The 17,757-nt window shown below is 41.9% G+C and carries 17 protein-coding genes; 6 read left to right on the top strand and 11 right to left on the bottom strand.

Annotation, left to right across the window (positions count from 1 at the left end; genetic code table 11):
- Positions 1 to 13 precede the first annotated feature (13 nt).
- Both BFS30_RS09025 and BFS30_RS09020 read right to left on the bottom strand, forming a co-directional pair.
- Positions 14 to 784, bottom strand: coding sequence for a PspC domain-containing protein (locus BFS30_RS09025; protein ID WP_069378982.1), 771 nt, complete (start codon positions 782 to 784; stop codon positions 14 to 16).
- A 34-nt stretch (positions 785 to 818) separates the two neighbouring features.
- Entirely contained in the window at positions 819 to 1,508 is a 690-nt protein-coding gene (locus tag BFS30_RS09020; RefSeq protein WP_069378981.1) for an SDR family oxidoreductase, read from the bottom strand.
- Positions 1,509 to 1,692: 184 nt separating this feature from the next.
- Between BFS30_RS09020 and BFS30_RS09015 the strand changes: the two genes are divergently transcribed.
- From BFS30_RS09015 to BFS30_RS09005, 3 genes are read left to right on the top strand one after another with little or no spacing between them, the layout of a single operon-like run.
- Positions 1,693 to 2,427: an MlaE family ABC transporter permease gene (locus BFS30_RS09015; RefSeq protein ID WP_069378980.1), complete on the top strand. Its 735-nt coding sequence runs from the start codon at positions 1,693 to 1,695 to the stop codon at positions 2,425 to 2,427.
- Positions 2,424 to 3,176: an ABC transporter ATP-binding protein gene (locus BFS30_RS09010; protein WP_069378979.1), complete on the top strand. Its 753-nt coding sequence runs from the start codon at positions 2,424 to 2,426 to the stop codon at positions 3,174 to 3,176. The genes BFS30_RS09015 and BFS30_RS09010 overlap by 4 nt, the downstream gene beginning before the upstream one ends.
- A gap of 14 nt (positions 3,177 to 3,190) precedes the next feature.
- Positions 3,191 to 4,075 carry a class I SAM-dependent methyltransferase gene (locus BFS30_RS09005; protein WP_069378978.1) on the top strand — a complete coding sequence of 295 codons (885 nt, stop codon included), beginning with the start codon at positions 3,191 to 3,193 and terminating at the stop codon, positions 4,073 to 4,075.
- Between the two features lie 85 nt (positions 4,076 to 4,160).
- On the opposite strand, the gene BFS30_RS09000 is transcribed toward BFS30_RS09005, so the two are convergent.
- The 6 genes from BFS30_RS09000 to BFS30_RS08975 all read right to left on the bottom strand — a co-directional run bounded on the left by BFS30_RS09000 (position 4,161) and on the right by BFS30_RS08975 (position 11,701).
- Complete coding sequence (locus tag BFS30_RS09000; RefSeq protein WP_069378977.1) at positions 4,161 to 5,189, bottom strand: hemin-degrading factor; 1,029 nt, start codon at positions 5,187 to 5,189, stop codon at positions 4,161 to 4,163.
- 8 nt (positions 5,190 to 5,197) lie between these two features.
- Positions 5,198 to 5,980, bottom strand: a complete 783-nt coding sequence (locus BFS30_RS08995) for a heme ABC transporter ATP-binding protein (protein WP_069378976.1) — start codon at positions 5,978 to 5,980, stop codon at positions 5,198 to 5,200.
- The gene (locus BFS30_RS08990) at positions 5,981 to 7,027 is read right to left on the bottom strand and encodes a FecCD family ABC transporter permease (RefSeq protein WP_237028730.1); all 1,047 of its coding nucleotides are present in this window, start codon (positions 7,025 to 7,027) and stop codon (positions 5,981 to 5,983) included. It lies immediately after the preceding gene.
- Positions 7,024 to 7,887: a heme/hemin ABC transporter substrate-binding protein gene (locus BFS30_RS08985; RefSeq protein ID WP_237028729.1), complete on the bottom strand. Its 864-nt coding sequence runs from the start codon at positions 7,885 to 7,887 to the stop codon at positions 7,024 to 7,026. Before BFS30_RS08985 ends, BFS30_RS08990 begins: the two co-directional genes overlap by 4 nt.
- A gap of 91 nt (positions 7,888 to 7,978) precedes the next feature.
- Positions 7,979 to 9,400: an HmuY family protein gene (locus tag BFS30_RS08980; protein ID WP_069378975.1), complete on the bottom strand. Its 1,422-nt coding sequence runs from the start codon at positions 9,398 to 9,400 to the stop codon at positions 7,979 to 7,981.
- Between the two features lie 21 nt (positions 9,401 to 9,421).
- Positions 9,422 to 11,701 (bottom strand): TonB-dependent receptor, encoded by a 2,280-nt coding sequence (locus BFS30_RS08975; protein WP_069378974.1) that lies wholly within the window; start codon positions 11,699 to 11,701, stop codon positions 9,422 to 9,424.
- Between the two features lie 198 nt (positions 11,702 to 11,899).
- Here BFS30_RS08975 and BFS30_RS08970 point away from each other — a divergent pair, with 198 nt between their 5' ends.
- On the top strand, positions 11,900 to 12,952 hold the full coding sequence (locus BFS30_RS08970; protein WP_069378973.1) for a hypothetical protein: 1,053 nt from the start codon (positions 11,900 to 11,902) through the stop codon (positions 12,950 to 12,952).
- A 60-nt stretch (positions 12,953 to 13,012) separates the two neighbouring features.
- On the opposite strand, the gene BFS30_RS08965 is transcribed toward BFS30_RS08970, so the two are convergent.
- Entirely contained in the window at positions 13,013 to 13,489 is a 477-nt protein-coding gene (locus BFS30_RS08965) for a DUF6702 family protein (RefSeq protein WP_069378972.1), read from the bottom strand.
- A gap of 72 nt (positions 13,490 to 13,561) precedes the next feature.
- On the opposite strand from BFS30_RS08965, the gene BFS30_RS08960 reads away from it, so the two are divergent.
- Both BFS30_RS08960 and BFS30_RS08955 read left to right on the top strand, forming a co-directional pair.
- Positions 13,562 to 14,146 carry a HupE/UreJ family protein gene (locus tag BFS30_RS08960; RefSeq protein WP_069378971.1) on the top strand — a complete coding sequence of 195 codons (585 nt, stop codon included), beginning with the start codon at positions 13,562 to 13,564 and terminating at the stop codon, positions 14,144 to 14,146.
- Positions 14,147 to 14,203: 57 nt separating this feature from the next.
- The gene (locus BFS30_RS08955) at positions 14,204 to 16,531 is read left to right on the top strand and encodes a M1 family metallopeptidase (protein WP_069378970.1); all 2,328 of its coding nucleotides are present in this window, start codon (positions 14,204 to 14,206) and stop codon (positions 16,529 to 16,531) included.
- A 4-nt stretch (positions 16,532 to 16,535) separates the two neighbouring features.
- Here BFS30_RS08955 and BFS30_RS08950 read toward each other — a convergent pair whose 3' ends face one another.
- Both BFS30_RS08950 and BFS30_RS08945 read right to left on the bottom strand, forming a co-directional pair.
- Entirely contained in the window at positions 16,536 to 17,051 is a 516-nt protein-coding gene (locus tag BFS30_RS08950; protein WP_083251999.1) for a DUF1772 domain-containing protein, read from the bottom strand.
- Positions 17,052 to 17,097: 46 nt separating this feature from the next.
- Positions 17,098 to 17,736 (bottom strand): NAD(P)-dependent oxidoreductase, encoded by a 639-nt coding sequence (locus BFS30_RS08945; RefSeq protein WP_069378968.1) that lies wholly within the window; start codon positions 17,734 to 17,736, stop codon positions 17,098 to 17,100.
- Positions 17,737 to 17,757 lie beyond the last annotated feature (21 nt).

Here is a 17,757-nt window from a genome sequence, read left to right as displayed (position 1 = left end):
TAGATTTAGATTTTTAATTGTCATGTTTAGTAAACCTGTCGTCTGCAGGGGTATCAGTACCTGAACCTGGTTCCGGATTCACTGAAGGTGAACCTGCTTCAGGACTTACCGGGTTTACAGGGTTCACGGGAGCTCCCGGATCCGTTGAGCTGTTAAACTGAGTTCCTGCATTAGCTTGTTCCTGCTGACTTTTCCAGGTTTCCCATGCGTTCTTGTTTTTCCCTTTCATGATGAAGCTCACTCCGATAGCTACAAAAACCAATGGCCATAATTTGCCCAGGCTAAACCAGAACGGAATGATGTTGAACTCATTCATCAGAAAGTAGATTCCGATTACTAAAAGGAACAGACCACCGACCGTCCTTCCGGTTTCATTGTTGCTTTTCTGAAAAGGTTTACCAAATTCTTCCACCTTAGGACTTGCTTTGAAAGGATCCTCGTCTACGGTCGACGAAGTCCATCCTGTGGAAGAACCAGCAGGGGTTCCTGTAGGTTCAGCTGTATTTTGTGGTTGCGTAAACGCGTTTGGTGAGTTAAACGGATTGTTTTTCTGTCCTTTATAAAATTCGTTGAATCTCGAGAATCTTGCTGCCGGGTCATTATTTACCGGAACAACAATCCACATCACAAGATATACCAATATCCCTGTACCCACCAAAAATATAGTGGAGAGTACAAACAACAGCCTGATTATGGTTACATCAACCTCCATATACTCTGCAATTCCCGATGAAACGCCTGCTACTACTTTGTCGTGCTCGTTTCTAAATAATCGCTTGTCCATAATACTATCCTCCTTTTCTTTATTTATTTTTTCTTTAAAACTGTATTGGCTTCAGGGTTACTTCATCAACATTTACACCATTACTTAAGTTTAAAATAGTGTATAAGGTATTGGCAATATCTTCCGGTTGTACAAAACGCTCAGCAGGAATTTCTGTTCCTTCCCATGATGAGGTCAATGTTGATCCCGGCAAAATGGCCGTTACTTTAACGTTGTATTCAGCTAACTCCCCTCTGCATACATCATTAAGACTGAGCAAGGCCGATTTAGTTACACTGTAACTCCCTGCATTTGCTACAATTTCTTTGCTGGCAACAGAGCAAATGTTAAAAATATGCCCGGATTGCTGTTTACGCATCATTTTACCAAAGTATTTAGAAAGATAATAAGGAGCCAAAAGGTTCAGATCCAGCTGTTTCTCCAGGGAATCATCGGCCTCATCCAGGAGCATTCCCGGTAAAAAAACACCGGCATTGTTCACCAAAACATTCAGTTCCGGCATCTGCTGCTGTACGGACGCACAGAATTTATATATCGCTTCTTTACTCCCCAGGTCTGTCACATAAGTGAATACATTAGTCCCGGTATATTTCAATTCTTTTTTCAAAGCAGCCAGTTCATTTTCATTTCTGGAACAAACCGCAAGATCATATCCGTTTTCCGCCAGTTTAATAGCGATGGCTTTCCCGATTCCTCTGGTAGCACCTGTGATTACAGCATTCATTTTATCTCAATTTGGCAGCAATATTACGTAAAATGCCATATACTCTATAGTCATTTGACCAGTTAAAACAGGACAAAACACCCGGTAAGCGAAATAATTATTTAATAAATAAAGAATGTCACAACAATTTTTGTTGTTTCTTTGTAGTATTATTGCATTATTACCATAGCTAATTTTTCATTAAATGAATTTCACCAATTTTGGCAGATACATCCTTTTACTGAAGGCTGTATTCAGAAAGCCGGAAAAGTTAAGTATATATATAAAGGCTATTTTTAAGCAAATGGACTTTATCGGCGTTGGCTCTATCGGCCTGATCGCCATCATTTCTACCTTTATCGGAGCGGTAATGACCTTGCAGATTGCCTTTCAGCTTGTTAGTGATTTTATCCCTAAAACCATTATTGGTTCTGTAAACCGTGACTCCAGTATCCTGGAGCTTAGTCCAACCATTACCGCAATTGTACTGGCTGGTAAAATCGGATCTGCCATTTCCTCAGAAATTGGCACCATGCGCGTGAGTGAACAGATTGATGCTCTGGAAATAATGGGAATCAATTCTCCCGGATACCTGATCCTGCCAAAAGTACTTGCAGGAATTACCATGGTCCCTTTATTGGTGATCTTATCAATGGTATTGAGTATCGGTGGCGGATATATCGGAGGAACGTTGTCAGGAGCTGTTTCTGCTGCTGAGTATGTACAGGGGATTACCACAGACTTTAACCCTTATACCATCGTTGTTGCCCTGGTAAAAGCATTCGTTTTTGGTTTCATCATTACCTCTGTTCCTGCCTATGAAGGATTTTATGTGAAAGGCGGAGCACTGGAAGTAGCACAGGCAAGTACAAGAGCCGTTGTAGTAAGTTGTATTACTATTCTGGCATGTGATTACATCGTAACCCAGTTATTACTATGATCGAAATCAAGGATATTTACAAATCATTCGGAGAAAATGAAGTTTTAAAAGGAATTTCAGGACAGTTTAAACCCGGTGTAACCAACCTGATTATCGGTGGCTCCGGTTCCGGAAAAACGACGCTTTTAAAGTGTATGATTGGTTTACATCATCCTGAAAAAGGAAGTGTAGAATACGATGGCCGTGAATTTACGACCATGAACTTTGAGGAGAAGATTGAGATCAGAAAAGAGATCGGCATGCTTTTTCAGGGATCAGCACTTTTTGATTCCATGACGGTAGAAGAAAATATCATGTTCCCTTTAAATATGTTTACCGATCAGAAACGTAAAGAAAAACTGGATCGTGTAAATTTCTGTCTGGAGCGGGTAAACCTGAGTGGAAAAAATAAACTTTTCCCGGCCGAGCTTTCCGGAGGGATGAAAAAGCGTGTAGGAATTGCCCGCGCAATTGCCATGAACCCTAAATATCTTTTTGTGGATGAGCCCAACTCCGGGCTGGATCCCAAAACCTCGATCGTGATTGATGAGCTCATCAAAGAGCTGACAGAAGAGTACAACACCACCACCATCGTAGTAACCCATGATATGAACTCAGTGATGGGAATTGGTGATTACATCCTATTCTTACACGAAGGAAAAAAATTCTGGGAAGGATCAAACAAAGAGATCGCCCATACTGATATTCAAGAACTAAATGATTTTGTTTTTGCAAGCCGCTTTATGAAAGCTGCAAAAGACAAATTTTAAATACCCATATTTTTATGATAAGCCTGTTAACACCCACACACTGGAAAGATTATGAGTTGATTGATTGTGGTGATTTTGAAAAATTAGAACGCTTTGGCAACCTCGTGTTGTGCAGACCTGAGCCTCAGGCAGTATGGAAAAAGGTCCTTTCTGAACAGGAATGGAAAAAAGCAACCCATATCCGGTTCAAAGGACGCTCAGCAACCACTGGTGAATGGATCAAAAGCTCGGCACATCTGCCAGACCGGTGGAATGTAAACTATAAAAATGAAGAAGTAAGCATCAACCTTCGTTTAGGACTCACCTCTTTCAAACATGTAGGTGTTTTCCCTGAGCAGGCAGTAAACTGGGATTATATCTCTTCCTGTGTCAGGAGATTCAAAACTCCAGTTCCAAAAGTGCTCAATCTTTTTGCTTATACCGGTGCAGCTTCACTTATTGCAAAAGCTGCCGGCGCAGATACCACACACGTAGATTCGATCAAACAGGTGGTAAACTGGGCCAATGAAAACCAGGAATTATCTAGCCTTAAAGATGTCCGCTGGGTAGTAGAAGACGCTTTAAAGTTTGTGAAAAGAGAATTAAAACGCGGTAAAAAATATAACGGAATTATCTTAGATCCTCCTGCATTTGGACATGGTCCAAATGGAGAGAAATGGAAACTGGAAGATCACATTCAGGAAATGATGCAGGATGTTGTGCAGTTATTGGATGAAGAAGAACACTTCTTAATCCTGAATACGTATTCCTTAGGATTTTCTTCAGTGATTGTAGAGAACCTGATTAAAACATCTTTCCCTCAGGTAAAAAACCTGGAAACAGGAGAACTGTTCTTACAGGCCACCTCCGGAATAAAGTTACCTCTTGGTGTTTTTGGAAAGTTTAATACCTTCAAATAAACCGATAAAAAATAAAGCGTCGGGGCCTAATCCGACGCTTAAAACACACCTAAACCCCAGCAACACCTCACTGGTTATAGATCTTTTAGCCTTTAACAGCTAATTCATTTGTAATTGACCGCCAGTTTTCGTCTTCCGGAATTCCTGGCTTACGTTTTCCAAAAAACTGTACGATAATATTTCCCTCGGAATCAAAAACTTCTACACTCGTTACGATCCCATCTTTTGTTGGCTTTTTTACTAACCAAATGGAAGCAATCCCATCCATTCTTAAATGCATGTTAAATTCAGGATCCATCACATTGAACCATGGCCCGGTTTCCATGATTTTTTTCACCAATCCGGTATGAATCTGAATACAACCAATGCTTCCCGTAAAGACCATAATCTCCAGATCCTGTTCAGAAGCTTTATGCAACATTGCTTTCAGCGACGCTAAAGTAATCTGAATAGCATGCCCTTCCGGCGCCAGACGAAGTGCCTGGGTCCTGGTCAGTCCATAAGTATTCAATAAACCATGAAAATCATGAGTATCCTCTAAATCAAGCCATGCCTGCTTAAAATTCAACACCTCTACCTCTGCATCAGGAAGTTCTGCAGCGGGAGATTTTGCATCAGCAAATGCTAAAGGGGTATATTGGTTTTCCGCAGTATATGTAGCAACCAAAGTCTGATAAGCAGACTCATCGCTACGATCAGTCAGGTAAATTTTATGTACTGCAGCACCATCTTTTCCGAAAAACTGCAGACTTTTTCTTTCATTTTCATTTACCGCAAAGCCAAATGCCCAGTGGTTCATGAACAGACGAAGGTCGATATCAGGATTAACAGCCAGACCGATGGATCCGCGAAAAGACACCTTTTTATAGCCCCCTTTACGCTCATGTACACAGTGGTCATTACGCGTTAAAGCCATCACATAGCCTAAGCCTTCTATTTCTTTCAGAATTTCCGGAAACTGCTCCTGCAAACGGATTGCAGATTCGCCTACCGTAGTTGCGATCAGTGCGGCTTCGGAAGTTCCAAGCTGCCTGGCTGCATCTCTGATTCTCACTTTTGGCTGATCGGCCTTAAATGCCGCCCACTGACTTTTCAAATCTAATGTCTTTTCCATAATTTGATTTATTTTAATATTGTTGCCGGCACCACTAATGGACAGTTATAACCTTCACATTCCATCAGCTTTACCTTTATGCTGAATGTTTCCTGTATATGTTCGCAGCTGATCACCTCTACCGGTAACCCTTCTGCCACCTTCTTACCGTTTTTGAGCATCAGTATGCGGTCTGCAAATCTTGATGCAAAATTGATGTCGTGTAAAATACAGATGACACAATAACCCCGGTCTGCGAGCGAGCGGGACAGTTCCATAATCTGTTGCTGGTATTGCAAATCAAGCCCATTGGTCGGTTCATCCAGGAACAGACAGGCATTGGGACTATCGTAAATCTGGGCAATGACCCTTGCCAGCTGTACCCTTTGCTGTTCCCCGCCAGAAAGGGTATTGTAATCGCTGGAAGCAAGATGAGTAATCCCGGTCTCTTCCATGACCTGATTTACGATTTTAAAATCTGCTGCTGTTGGTTTTTGCTGAAAATGGGGATACCTGCCCATAAGCACCAACTCATTGACCTGAAAAGAAATAGAGATCGTATTGTGCTGCGACAAAACGGCCCTTGTCCTGGCCAGGTCTTCCAGCCTGTAATTGTTTAATTCTTTATTATTGATCACGATCGTTCCCTGGAAAGGTTTGATCTCCCGGCAAAGCAATTTCATGAGCGTACTTTTACCAGCCCCATTAGCACCCAATATGGCCAGCAACTCTCCTTTATGAGCATCAAAGCTCAGGTTATCCAATAGCTTCTTACCTCCTGCCTTATAGCTCAGCTCTCTAACTTTGATCATCTATGGGTTATTTTTATTTCTTTCAGTAATGATGATATATATAAACACGGGTGCGCCAATCATGGCCGTTAATATCCCTATCGGCAGTTCTGCCGGAGCTACCACTGTTCTGGCAATCAGATCTGCAAGCGTCAGCAATGCTGCTCCTAGAATCGCAGCCCCCGGAATTACCAGTCTGTGATCCGCTGTAAAAGTCATCCGTAAAATATGTGGAATAATCAGCCCTATAAAAGCAATCATCCCCGCAACCGCTACAGAAGCACCTACCGCCATTGTAGCCAGTCCAATAATCATTCGTTTAACCATCTTTACATTAACCCCCATATGCATGGCCTGGGATTCGCCCAAAGCCAGGGCATTTAATGATTTTGCAAGAAAGGGCAGTCCGCATATCGGAATCAGTACAAAGGGCAATAGGGTCGTCACTGTAGGCCAGCTTGCTCCACCTAAGCTTCCCAGACTCCAGAATGTGATGTTCCGCAGCTGTGCGTCAGTTGCCATATAGGTAAGCAGGCCCGTAAAAGCCCCTGCCAATGCATTAATCGCAATTCCACCTAGTAATAAGGTGGTGATGATCGTTTTCCCATTCCTCATCGCCATCCGGTAAACAAGCGCAGTTGTTAATCCTGCACCAATGAAAGCAGCAATGGATAAGGCATAAAAGCCAACAAGACCGGTCAGTTCTTTAAAGAATTTTGTTTCCAGCACAATCATAATTACCGCAAATAAGGTAGCCCCGGAGGAAATCCCTATTAATCCTGGTTCGGCAAGCGGGTTGCGGAAGAGTCCCTGGATTGCAGCACCGGAAATCCCCAATGCAGCACCAATTAGCCCTCCCAATAAAATCCTCGGTAACCTCAGGTTTAGCAACACCGCTGCCTGCTGAGGTTCAAAATTTTGGTGTTCCGATAACCCCGTGTGATAGGAAATGATAGAAATCAGTTCAGAAAAGCTGATTTGTACGGCACCTATACAAGAAGAAATCATCATGGTCAGCACCAGGATGATGGTTAAAATTAAAAGGATATACCCTGTGTTTCTGATCACTTTATCTTCTCTGCTAATTCTGTTACAGCCTGTCCTAAACGCGGCCCAAAACTGGTGAGCAACTCACCGTTCATCGTTATAAATTTTTTAGTCTTTCCGGCATTCGTTTGCGAGACGCCCTGTACTCCCGACAATCCTTTCGCTCCACCTAAACTTTCCAGTCCGTCGTCAAATAAAAGGATGACATCAGGGTTTGCTTTCACCAGGGCTTCCGAAGTCAGGGGCTTGTATTCTGTAAATTCAGTGATGGCATTTGTTCCTCCCGCAAGTTCAATCACCTTTTCTACCGGTGTTCCTGTTCCACCAACCATCATGGTACCTGTACCACGGGCATAGATGAACAACACCTTAGGTTTCCTTGGATTGTTGATTTGCTTTTGAGCTCCTGCCAGCTCTGTTTCAAAGACTTTAGTCAAAGAGTCTACCTTAACCGTATGGTGTAAGCTATCCCCTACGGCACGGATCAGGTCTTTAGTTCCCTGCGCAGTAAATTCCTGGTTAAAAAGAATCAACCTGATTCCGGAACTTCTGAACTGAGCGGCCAGTTGAGGACTGACTTCTTTGGCAATTCCTAACACGATATTGGGTTGTAGGGATAACACACCTTCCGCATTGATTCTCCGGTTATGTCCTATTTTAGGCTTGCTTTTCAGGCTCTCCGGATAATTGCTGGTAATATCTGTCCCTACAATATTTTTCTCCAGACCCAGTTCTGCCACAATCTCACTTACTGTTCCGTTCAGGGAAACAATTTTTATGCTATCAGGTAACTGGTTCTTATTTATTTTATCTGTACCGGCGTTGCAGGCCGAAAGCCCAACTGCTGCTGTACAAAATAATATCATCCATTTATATCTCATTGCGATAATTTTAGTAAACCGGCTTTATTTGATAAAAAGAGGAGCTTCCGGCATCCACCGGAAGCATCCTTCAACCTAAACTAACCAAATTTTAGCCCTTCTTAACGAGTGCATATTCAATCACCGGCTCTCCGCGTTTTCCTGCGTCGCCTGCGCCCATTGATATGAACCTCAGTTTATATACATTTCCTGAAGCGTCTTTAATGACATAAAAACGATCTGTCTTAACACCTGTTGCCGGACTGGTTGAACGCCAGTCTGATCCAATTACATTTCTTTCTGCCTTAAATGTTGTGCCTGCGATATTGCTTTCCTTGTAATCAGCGTAAGCCACTGTTGAGGTCGCAATCTGCGCTGCCTGAGCACCGCCTAAATTATTTACAAATACTACGTCAGAGAATCCGTAAGGATATGGAGCTGTCCCCATTAATCCGTAGTATACCGACCAGGTCCATACAAAGTCCCACTTTGCTTTTGAAGGCTCCACACTTACTGTTTTAGCTACCTCATCAAAAGTGATGAATACGAAGTTATTCGCTGCATCTTTAGTGATATCCAGTGTTTTGAAAGTAGTTTCTTTCAATTTCGCATATTGTAATACATATCCATTTCCTTTACGAAGAACACGGATTTTAAATAAATTATCCAATGATAAAGTAGAAGAATGACTTCCTCCTGCGGGGTTTACGATGTAAACTTTGTTCTCTGCATCCGTTGCCGAAACAGAAGCAATGATGTCTTTAGTCACATCACCATATACATTGTCAATATTTACAAATGGCTTTTCTGTTCCCGATTCCGGTGTACCCAGTTTAATCGCCAGATCATTTAAAACCACATCAGTAGCAGTTACCGCATTTAAATCAGTTTTAGCATTCAGTTTAATTGCCGAAGTTCCATTGGTATTGTTCAGCTTCACCCTGAAATCTGTTCCGGATGCAAATCCAAGAACCCATGAATCCCTTTTTACATTGACCATAGAATTACTGCTCAGGTCTACGAACACAGAGTTTAGCGCCCCGCTTCCGGCCTCACTGCCTGCAATTCCTTTTAAAGTCAGACGGGAACCTTCAGATGTGATGGCACTAAAACTCAGCTGCGTCTTCACTATAGTTCCCAATACAATCGGATTTCCGGCAGCACTGATGGTAAAATCTATCGTTTCTGTTCCGTTAATCACGGCATTGGCCACTTTTTTAACTTTGAAAGAGACCGTTGTTCCTCCGGCAGGGATGGTTAAAGACAAACTATTGTTTGTTGCAGCCGGCTCTGTGGTATACTCCAAGCCATAACTTAATCCTGCATTATTCAGGTTCACAGTCAGGGGTATTGCAGCAGAAGAGGCCCTTGATAAGTTGATCTTCACTACGGTTTCTGTTGCCGCGGCTTCGATTCCAAGTTTATCTGCTTCAAAACCGACAGTATTATCTGGCAGAGGTGGATCCGACTTCTTGCAGGAAGTTGCTGCAGTTGCCAAAGAGATGATCAAAAGGAAATGGAAAATTTTTTTCATGCTATGTTTTTTTAGTTGTTATTATTTTTTTGACCAATGCATCGTTAAGCCCAGAAAATAAGACCGGCCAAAGCCAAACAGATTGCTCCCAGCCCCGGTATGGGGCCCGGCAGCTGGACCTTTAGTTCGGAGCCTGGTTACATCAAATAGATTTCTCGCGCCGGCATTGATCTTCAGGTATTTATTGATGGTTTTATTTAAAGTAAAGTCAGCCATATGATAGGCTGAAATTTCTCTCAGCTCTGCTTTCTGTATTCCGTCAACAGTGACATTCGTATAAGAAGGTTGTTTTCCGCTGAATTTATAAAACAGGCTGACATTCGTTCCCAGCTTCGGGATCAGGTAGCTGACATTGGTATTCAGTTCCGGGGCCCAGGTGTATTCCGGACTGCTCCCAAATGTTTCCATATCTTCTGAAAGCTGGTTGTATTGTCCGATATAAGATATACCCAGGCTGGCTTGCAGGTTTTTCCAGAAAAAAGCAGTTGTCCATTCTCCACCAATCGTTTTATAGCGGTCAATGTTCATGTAAGTATTCCTTCTTTCATCATTTTCAGCTACTGCCAGGGAAATCTTATCGCGATAGTCATTAAAGAAGCCACTTACAACGGTATTTATTCTAAGGTCTGCACTGCTTTTCAATGTCCAGGCCAACGATGCGTTAAAGCTGTTTGAGGTTTCCGCTTTCAGGTTTGGATTCCCTGATAAATCATGGTTCGCATCTTTAAAATAGAAATACAGCTCTCTTAATATCGGTTCCCTGAAACCTCTGGCATAAGAAAACCGGAAATCCATTTCTTTATTTAGCCGTATTTTACCATGAAGCGAGGGAATAAACGGAGGCGCCTCATAAACTGAATTTTTAACCATTCTGAAACCCGGTATGATCTCTATGTTTTTAGTCAGCTGTAACTGCGAAGAGAAGAAGAAGGAATAGTCATTGAGATCCGGCTCTCCTGACAATCTGTTTCCTTTTCCGGTATTTCGGTTAAATTCTATCCCCGGACGTAAGGTTACGGCTGGAGACAGCTTATATTGTAAAATTCCTCGGAAAAATGCGGTTGTTAAAGCATCCTTATCTTGTGATGCCAGATATGTAGACAAAGTTTCTTTTCCGGTATTGATGTCCACATTGGTTGATAAAGTACGACGGGTATAGTCCGTGTAGCTGGCTGCAGCATCAATACTTATTTTTTCATTCCATAAAAATGAGCCCTGTACCTGATGAAACCACCGTTTGGAAAGATATTGTTTATCAGCAGCCACCGGTGCGGTAAGTGCGGGATCATAATCTCCTTTAAGCCGGATCGTTTCATCCGTTCCATTAAACCGGTACCAGATATCTGTTTTTCCGTTTTTATAACCCACCGAAGCTGCAGTTAACCATTGGTCTTTAGGTAACCATTCCTGTGCCCTTCCTGATTGCATCCCTTTCCAGCCGCCAAAATTGTTCCTTGTACCGGAAGCACCCAGAGACCAGCCTTTGTGCTGCCAGTTAACTCCCAGGTATTCATTATGTATCCCTCTATCCTTAAAGGCATCGTATTCCTTACCTGCGGTTTCTTCCTGTACCCTGGCAGTGATGGATAAATTATCCGGCCCTCCTTTTTTGGTAATGATATTGATCACACCTGCCATCGCATCACTTCCATATATTACAGACATCGGGCCTTCCACAATTTCAATGCGTTCTACTGTATTGATATCAACCTGTCCCAGGCTTTCCTTCTCCGTGCTCCGGTCCATCATTGGCACACCATCGAGGAGGATTTTAATTCCTGAACTCGACATCCCCATCAATTGAGGGTTACTGACGCCTGTCATCGGATCTGTAAAAAATCGGAAGCCTAGCTCATTACTTAAAATACTTTTCAATTCCGTAGCTCCCCTTAACCTGATCATTTCACTGCTGATGGTACGTATATGATATACAGAATTACGAATCGATTGAGGTTCGGCAAGACCAGTAATGACCACTTCTTTTAAATCATAAGCATTCTCTGTTAAAAAAACAGTGGGAATCTCCTGCTCTTCTCCAGATACCTTTACCGGGATTTCAACTTGTTTTTTGGTAACCGACTGAAAAACCAGCATCCGTGCACCCTGAGGGGAAGAAATGCGGAACGTTCCGGCATTGCTGGTGTAAACCACCTGATTCGATCCTTTGATAAACACCAATACATTCCCCGCAGCCAGCCCCTCAGCTGTGGTGACCTTTCCTGAAATGAAGCCGGTTTTCTCCTGCGCATGCAGAGCGAATACGGACATCAAAAGGATAAAGGGAAGTATAAATAGTTTCATTAAGCTTATCTATTTAGAATCATTTCAAATAACAGTGCAAGTATAAGGACTTATTTAGAAAGATTACAAATATTATTTAGAATAATTCCAAAGAACGTCACATTACCTTTTTTGAACTTCTGCAAAACGTCTTTTTTATTCCTTCAAAGAATGGTATACTTGTAACAATTTTTATCTTTAAAAAACAATTACCATCATATGAAAATACCTCAGCTAGCAGGAACAGTTTTAATCGGAATGGCATCACTTGGTGTATTCATCAGTTGCACTTCCGACGCAAAGAAAACGAACGGACAGAAAAAAACAGTTACTGCCAACGGAGACACCGTGGTTACCGAAGAACCAGAAGTGGGTACAGTACGGGAGGCTGTAGATACAGCAAAATACAATGCGCTATTGGTTAAACTGGCAAATGGCGATACCACAGGAAACTGGCCGGTAAAAAATCAGCCTACCCCTCTTGCCGGCGCCATTCTTCCTTTTAAAAGAGTAGTGGTTTATTATGGAAACCTACACTCAAAAAAAATGGGGGCTCTTGGCGAATATGCACCGAAAGAGATGTGGAGCAGGTTAAATGCAGAGATTAAAAACTGGGAAAAAGCAGATCCTTCTACTCCGGTACAGGCTGGGGTACATTACATTGCTTCAGTTGCCAGTGGCACACCAGGAAAAGATGGTAAATACATCAACCGTATGGGTGATAAACAAATTGACTCTGTTCTGAAGATTGCCAAAATGCATAATGCAATTGTATTCCTGGACATACAAGTAGGTTTAAGTACCATTAAAGCAGAGTTACCAAGATTAGAGAAGTACTTGCAAATGCCTCATGTACATTTAGGAATTGACCCTGAATTCTCTATGAAAGACGGAAGCAAACCTGGTAAAAAGATTGGTACCTACGATGCTGCAGACATCAACTACTGTTCTGAATATCTGGCAAACCTGGTAAAGAAATATAACCTTCCTCCAAAAATATTTACCATACACCGCTTTACCCGTAAAATGGTAACCAATTATAAAAACATTAAACTTCGCCCTGAGGTTCAGGTGGTAATGCACATGGATGGATGGGGAGAGCCTGAACTTAAAAAAGGAACTTACCGTCACTTCATTTTCCCGGAGCCGGTTCAGTTTACCGGATTTAAACTATTCTATAAGAATGATTTGAAGAAAGCACCAAACAGACTGATGACACCAGAAGAGCTGTTAAAATTAAAACCACAACCGATTTACATACAATATCAATAATAAAAAAAGAGGATGCCAAAACAGCATCCTCTTTTTTTATGTCCAAATTTAAGAAAGTCTTTAGAAGGTTAGCCTCGCCTGACTTTTAGGATTATCCAGTTTGGTACTTTTTCTTTTGCCATTTATAGTGACATGCACCATATTGGATTGAGACTCATGTTCATCAAACAGAATATTATTCACGATATCCAGGTTTTTAACCGGAGCAGTCTGCTGGGTTTCAAAATAACACCAGGCCGCATCTTCTTCAATTTCATAACCGACGTACTTTAGCGTTAATATTTTTTGATTGACCTTAATCTGCAGGTGCTTCCGTACATAATCGGCAATTAGCAAATCAACCTTTTTGCGGTCTGCCGGTTTTAAGATATTCACTTTTGTCTGATATTTACGGTCCAGTGCTTTTTCAAAATCATCAAAGAAAATACGCGCACTCACCTGCAATGTTTTTGTCTTTGGATTTTGTACAACTTCCGTTACACTTACGTAAAACGGATGGAAGATATGGAGGAAGGAAATCAGCAGAATCTGTAACATAGTTGCCTTTAAACGTTCTTAAATTAAAAAAAAGTTTGCATAGTTAATTCAAAATTACGATTTTAAACCCCAATGCAAGATTTTTGGCTTTATTTCCAATTAGGTTGGCAACATATTTTAGACTGGCAGGGATATGATCATATCCTTTTTGTAGTGGTATTGTGCGTAACCTACGCGGTTAGTGACTGGAGAAAAGTCCTGATCCTCGTTACCGCTTTCACCGTTGGCCATAGCATTACGCTGGCCCTAAGTGTCTTGAAGGTGATTACCATTAATACTCCGCTGATAGAATTTTTGATTCCGGTAACCATACTGATCACCGCCGCATCCAATATTTTAAATAAAAAGCCAAAAAACAAGGGAGCTACCTTCAAATATCTCATCACCTTATTTTTTGGACTGATTCACGGAATGGGCTTTTCTAATTACCTGAAAAGTCTGCTTGGAAAAAGCACGAATATTGTATGGGAGCTCCTTGCCTTTAATCTGGGTCTGGAATTTGGACAGGTCATTATCGTGATCGGAATTCTTTTACTTTCTTTCCTGCTGATCTGGATTGTAAAAATTAAGCGATGGGATTGGAATTTCTTCATCTCATCAGCTATATTTGGTATATCATTTATTATGGCTGCCGAACGTTTTTCTGCTGCCTTTTAGATAACCTGCTTAAGAGGCAGAAAACCACACCAACAGACCACAAATTGCTAAGCTCAAATGAAAAGAAACTTCCTGCTGCTTGCGGCACTTTTTTTTAGTATAACTACTTATGCCCAACACTTAAATAATCCGGGTTCGAACCACGGAAATAAGTTTGAGCAGCTCGGAACCATGATTTCTGACCCTAATTCCTATCGCTCAGCATCCGGAGCACCTGGACCAGCCTACTGGCAGCAACGTGCAGATTATGAAATCAATGCTGATCTCGATGAAAAAAACCTGCTTCTTACCGGATCAGAGTCCATTACCTATTACAACAACTCACCCGATCCTTTAAGTTATCTATGGGTACAACTGGACGAAAATGAGCACAAATCCAGCAGTGATAATAAGCTGACAGAAGGCAGCAAAATGACTGAACAGATGGATTACAGAACGCTTTCAGGCATTATTAACGCAAAAAATGACCTTGGTGTAAAAATACTTAAGGTCACTGACGAAAATGGAACAGCTCTTCCCTATACCATCAACAATACGATGATGAGAATAGACCTCCCTACAGTTCTCAAGCCGTCTGGAACCTACAAACTAACGATCTCCTGGAACTATAAGATTTCTAACAGAATGACTACCGGAGGAAGAGGTGGTTATGAATACTTTCCGGAAGACGACAATTACCTGTTTACCATTACACAATGGTTTCCACGGATGGCCGTATATTCAGATTTTCAGGGATGGCAAAATAAACAGTTTGAAGGCAGAGGTGAGTTTGCACTGGTATTTGGCAATTACAAAGTAAACATGACCGTTCCTGCAGATCACGTGGTAGGTGCCACTGGCGAATGCCAGAATTATCAGCAGGTATTGAGTAGCAACAGCCTGAGCAGATGGAATGCCGCCCAAACCGCCAAAGCTCCTATAGAAATTGTAAATCTTGACGAAGCAAAATCAGCAATCGCAAAGAAGTCAGCAACAAAAAAGACCTGGACTTACGCCGCCGAAAATGTAAGAGACTTCGCCTGGGTATCCTCCCGCCGTCTGGTATGGGATGCTATGGCGACCTATATCGATGGTAAAAAAATTATGGCCATGTCTTACTACGGACCAGAAGCTTATCCTTTATACAACAAGTACTCGACTAAAGCTGTTGCCCATACCCTAACCTCTTATTCTAAACATACCATTCCCTACCCTTATCCTGTAGCCATTTCAGTAGAAGCGGCCAACGGAATGGAATATCCGATGATTTGTTTCAACTATGGACGTGCAGAAAAAGATGGCACCTATACAGAAGCCGTAAAATATGGAATGATCGGTGTTATAATCCATGAGGTAGGACATAACTTCTTTCCTATGATTGTCAATTCTGACGAAAGACAATGGTCCTGGATGGATGAAGGACTAAATACCTTCTGCCAATATATGGCGGAACAGGAATGGGACAATAATTATCCTTCTCAGCGCGGACCGGCCCATAAGATTGTGGATTACATGAAAATGCCAAAAGATCAGCTGGAACCTATTATGACCAACTCCGAGAACATCATCAATTTCGGACCCAATGCTTATGCTAAACCTGCTACTGCCCTGAACATACTGAGAGAAACAGTAATGGGACGGGAGTTATTTGACTATGCCTTTAAAGAATATGCAAAACGCTGGGCTTTTAAACACCCTACCCCAGCCGATTTATTCAGGACAATGGAAGATGCTTCAGCTGTAGATCTTGACTGGTTCTGGAGAGGTTGGTTTTTTGGAACGGATCCGGTTGATATCTCCCTTAATGATGTTCGCGCGTACCGGATGAACAGCATGAAACAAGAGCTGGAAAATAAAGAAAACCAAAAGGCATTTGAAAAGAACAACTATATCATCAGCAGAGAACGAAATCGTGCAGAAGGTATAAAATTTGCAGTGGAAGAAGACAAAAGCCTGCTGGATTTTTACAATAAATTTAACCGGTTTGAAGTCAGCAAAACCGCTGATGAGCAATTCCAAAAATATTACCGCTCTTTATCCGCCGATGAGAAAGCCCTTTATGAAAGCAAGAAAAACTTTTATGAACTTGACTTCTCCAATGACGGTGGATTGGTGATGCCAATCATTGTAGAATGGACCTTTAAAGACGGCACTAAAGAACTGGATCGCATCCCTGCCTACATCTGGAGAAAGGACGAAAATAAGGTGACTAAAGTTTTTGCAAAAGATAAAGAAGTTGTTTCTGTTCAGCTAGACCCTTACCGGGAAACGGCTGATATCAATGAAAGCAATAATGCTTGGCCAAGAAAAACACAGCCTACAAGATTTGAATTGTTTAAACAGCAGCAGGCCCCGAGAGGCACTTCTGCAGGGCCAAATCCAATGCAACAATCCAGACAACGTTAAAGATTTAGCCCTCCCCTTTTAGGGGAGGGTCTTTTTTTATACAGGCCAGCACGAGAATGACTGAGGATAATACTGCCGCTATGGTACGTATGGTATGCCAATTGTTCCAGGCATCCGCAAAAGCAGCCCTCATTGCCTTAATCTGCAAAGCAGATGATCCCTGCAAGGAGAAATCAGCCAGCTGATTATTCAGCGGGATATTTCCCAATACTGTTACTCCAAAACACCCCAGAACATAAAGCACCGCTGCAACGAACAGGTAATTAAATTTGCCGGAACCAAACTGCTTTTTATAGGTCATTACGGTCAGTATCAGAAACAAAGGGCTTCCAATAAACACAAAGACAAATATCGGATTCACAATAGCCAGGTTGATTTCCTGCATGGCCAGAATATACTCCGAATCGGACAATCGCATAAATGCAGGATTTATACACACAGAAAAAGCAAAAAACAATCCAGCCATTAATGCGGTAGAAATGGTGGCCATTGCCAGTAAAACAGATTTATATTTCATCATAGGGAGATCAGAATAATCAGGTAAAAGATGAGTTTAAAAGGTTAATTTAATAAGATACTCCTGGTGTCTGATGTACATAAGTTTGGTCATCGAGTTGTTTCAGCATAAAATCAGCAACATCAGCGCGGGAAACTTTAACCTGGATATTTTTGTCTGTTGCCGCAAAACCATGTCTGTATCTTCCCGTTTTAGGAGTATCAGTTAAATTCCCGGGACGTACAATCACCCAGTCCAATTTACTTTTTTTAACATAACTTTCCTGAATCTCATGGTCTTTAAATGCCTTCCGCAGGATAAAAGGAACAATCACATACTTAAAAATCAATGGAGTCCTGTTCAACACTTTAAGGCTGTCGCCGTACCCCAGAGAAGTCTGACAGATAAAACGGGAAACACCCGTGCTTTCCATTGCATCAATGATATTTTTTGTTCCCTGCGAACGCAATACACCTACCTTATTTGCAGGAGAGCCCAGTGCCGACAATACCGCATCCTGTCCATGCATTGCAGGAACAATGGCCGCTGGATTCATCACATCTCCCTGAATGGTAATAAGATTTGGATGAATGAAGTCTAATTTTGAGGGGTCACGAACAAATGCAGTGACTGTATGCCCTTGTTCAAGGGCTTGTTCAACAATGTGGCGTCCTGTGCCACCTGTTGATCCGAAAATAAGCAGTTTCATAATATTTCTTTTTTAAGACAA

The organism is Pedobacter steynii (assembly GCF_001721645.1).
GTDB lineage: Bacteria > Bacteroidota > Bacteroidia > Sphingobacteriales > Sphingobacteriaceae > Pedobacter > Pedobacter steynii_A.
Note: the sequence above shows the minus strand (reverse complement) of the source record. Positions and strands in the feature narration are given on the sequence as shown.

What these genes read in the sequence shown, in the direction of transcription:
- BFS30_RS09005 (WP_069378978.1), top strand. Translation starts at nt 3,191, where the DNA reads ATGATAAGCCTGTTAACACCCACACACTGGAAAGATTATGAGTTGATT.
- BFS30_RS08975 (WP_069378974.1), bottom strand. Translation starts at nt 11,701, where the DNA reads ATGAAACTATTTATACTTCCCTTTATCCTTTTGATGTCCGTATTCGCT.
- BFS30_RS08995 (WP_069378976.1), bottom strand. Translation starts at nt 5,980, where the DNA reads ATGATCAAAGTTAGAGAGCTGAGCTATAAGGCAGGAGGTAAGAAGCTA.
- BFS30_RS09010 (WP_069378979.1), top strand. Translation starts at nt 2,424, where the DNA reads ATGATCGAAATCAAGGATATTTACAAATCATTCGGAGAAAATGAAGTT.
- BFS30_RS09000 (WP_069378977.1), bottom strand. Translation starts at nt 5,189, where the DNA reads ATGGAAAAGACATTAGATTTGAAAAGTCAGTGGGCGGCATTTAAGGCC.
- BFS30_RS08960 (WP_069378971.1), top strand. Translation starts at nt 13,562, where the DNA reads ATGCAAGATTTTTGGCTTTATTTCCAATTAGGTTGGCAACATATTTTA.
- BFS30_RS08980 (WP_069378975.1), bottom strand. Translation starts at nt 9,400, where the DNA reads ATGAAAAAAATTTTCCATTTCCTTTTGATCATCTCTTTGGCAACTGCA.
- BFS30_RS08965 (WP_069378972.1), bottom strand. Translation starts at nt 13,489, where the DNA reads ATGTTACAGATTCTGCTGATTTCCTTCCTCCATATCTTCCATCCGTTT.
- BFS30_RS08955 (WP_069378970.1), top strand. Translation starts at nt 14,204, where the DNA reads ATGAAAAGAAACTTCCTGCTGCTTGCGGCACTTTTTTTTAGTATAACT.
- BFS30_RS08945 (WP_069378968.1), bottom strand. Translation starts at nt 17,736, where the DNA reads ATGAAACTGCTTATTTTCGGATCAACAGGTGGCACAGGACGCCACATT.
- BFS30_RS09025 (WP_069378982.1), bottom strand. Translation starts at nt 784, where the DNA reads ATGGACAAGCGATTATTTAGAAACGAGCACGACAAAGTAGTAGCAGGC.
- BFS30_RS09015 (WP_069378980.1), top strand. Translation starts at nt 1,693, where the DNA reads ATGAATTTCACCAATTTTGGCAGATACATCCTTTTACTGAAGGCTGTA.
- BFS30_RS08985 (WP_237028729.1), bottom strand. Translation starts at nt 7,887, where the DNA reads ATGAGATATAAATGGATGATATTATTTTGTACAGCAGCAGTTGGGCTT.
- BFS30_RS08970 (WP_069378973.1), top strand. Translation starts at nt 11,900, where the DNA reads ATGAAAATACCTCAGCTAGCAGGAACAGTTTTAATCGGAATGGCATCA.
- BFS30_RS08950 (WP_083251999.1), bottom strand. Translation starts at nt 17,051, where the DNA reads ATGATGAAATATAAATCTGTTTTACTGGCAATGGCCACCATTTCTACC.
- BFS30_RS09020 (WP_069378981.1), bottom strand. Translation starts at nt 1,508, where the DNA reads ATGAATGCTGTAATCACAGGTGCTACCAGAGGAATCGGGAAAGCCATC.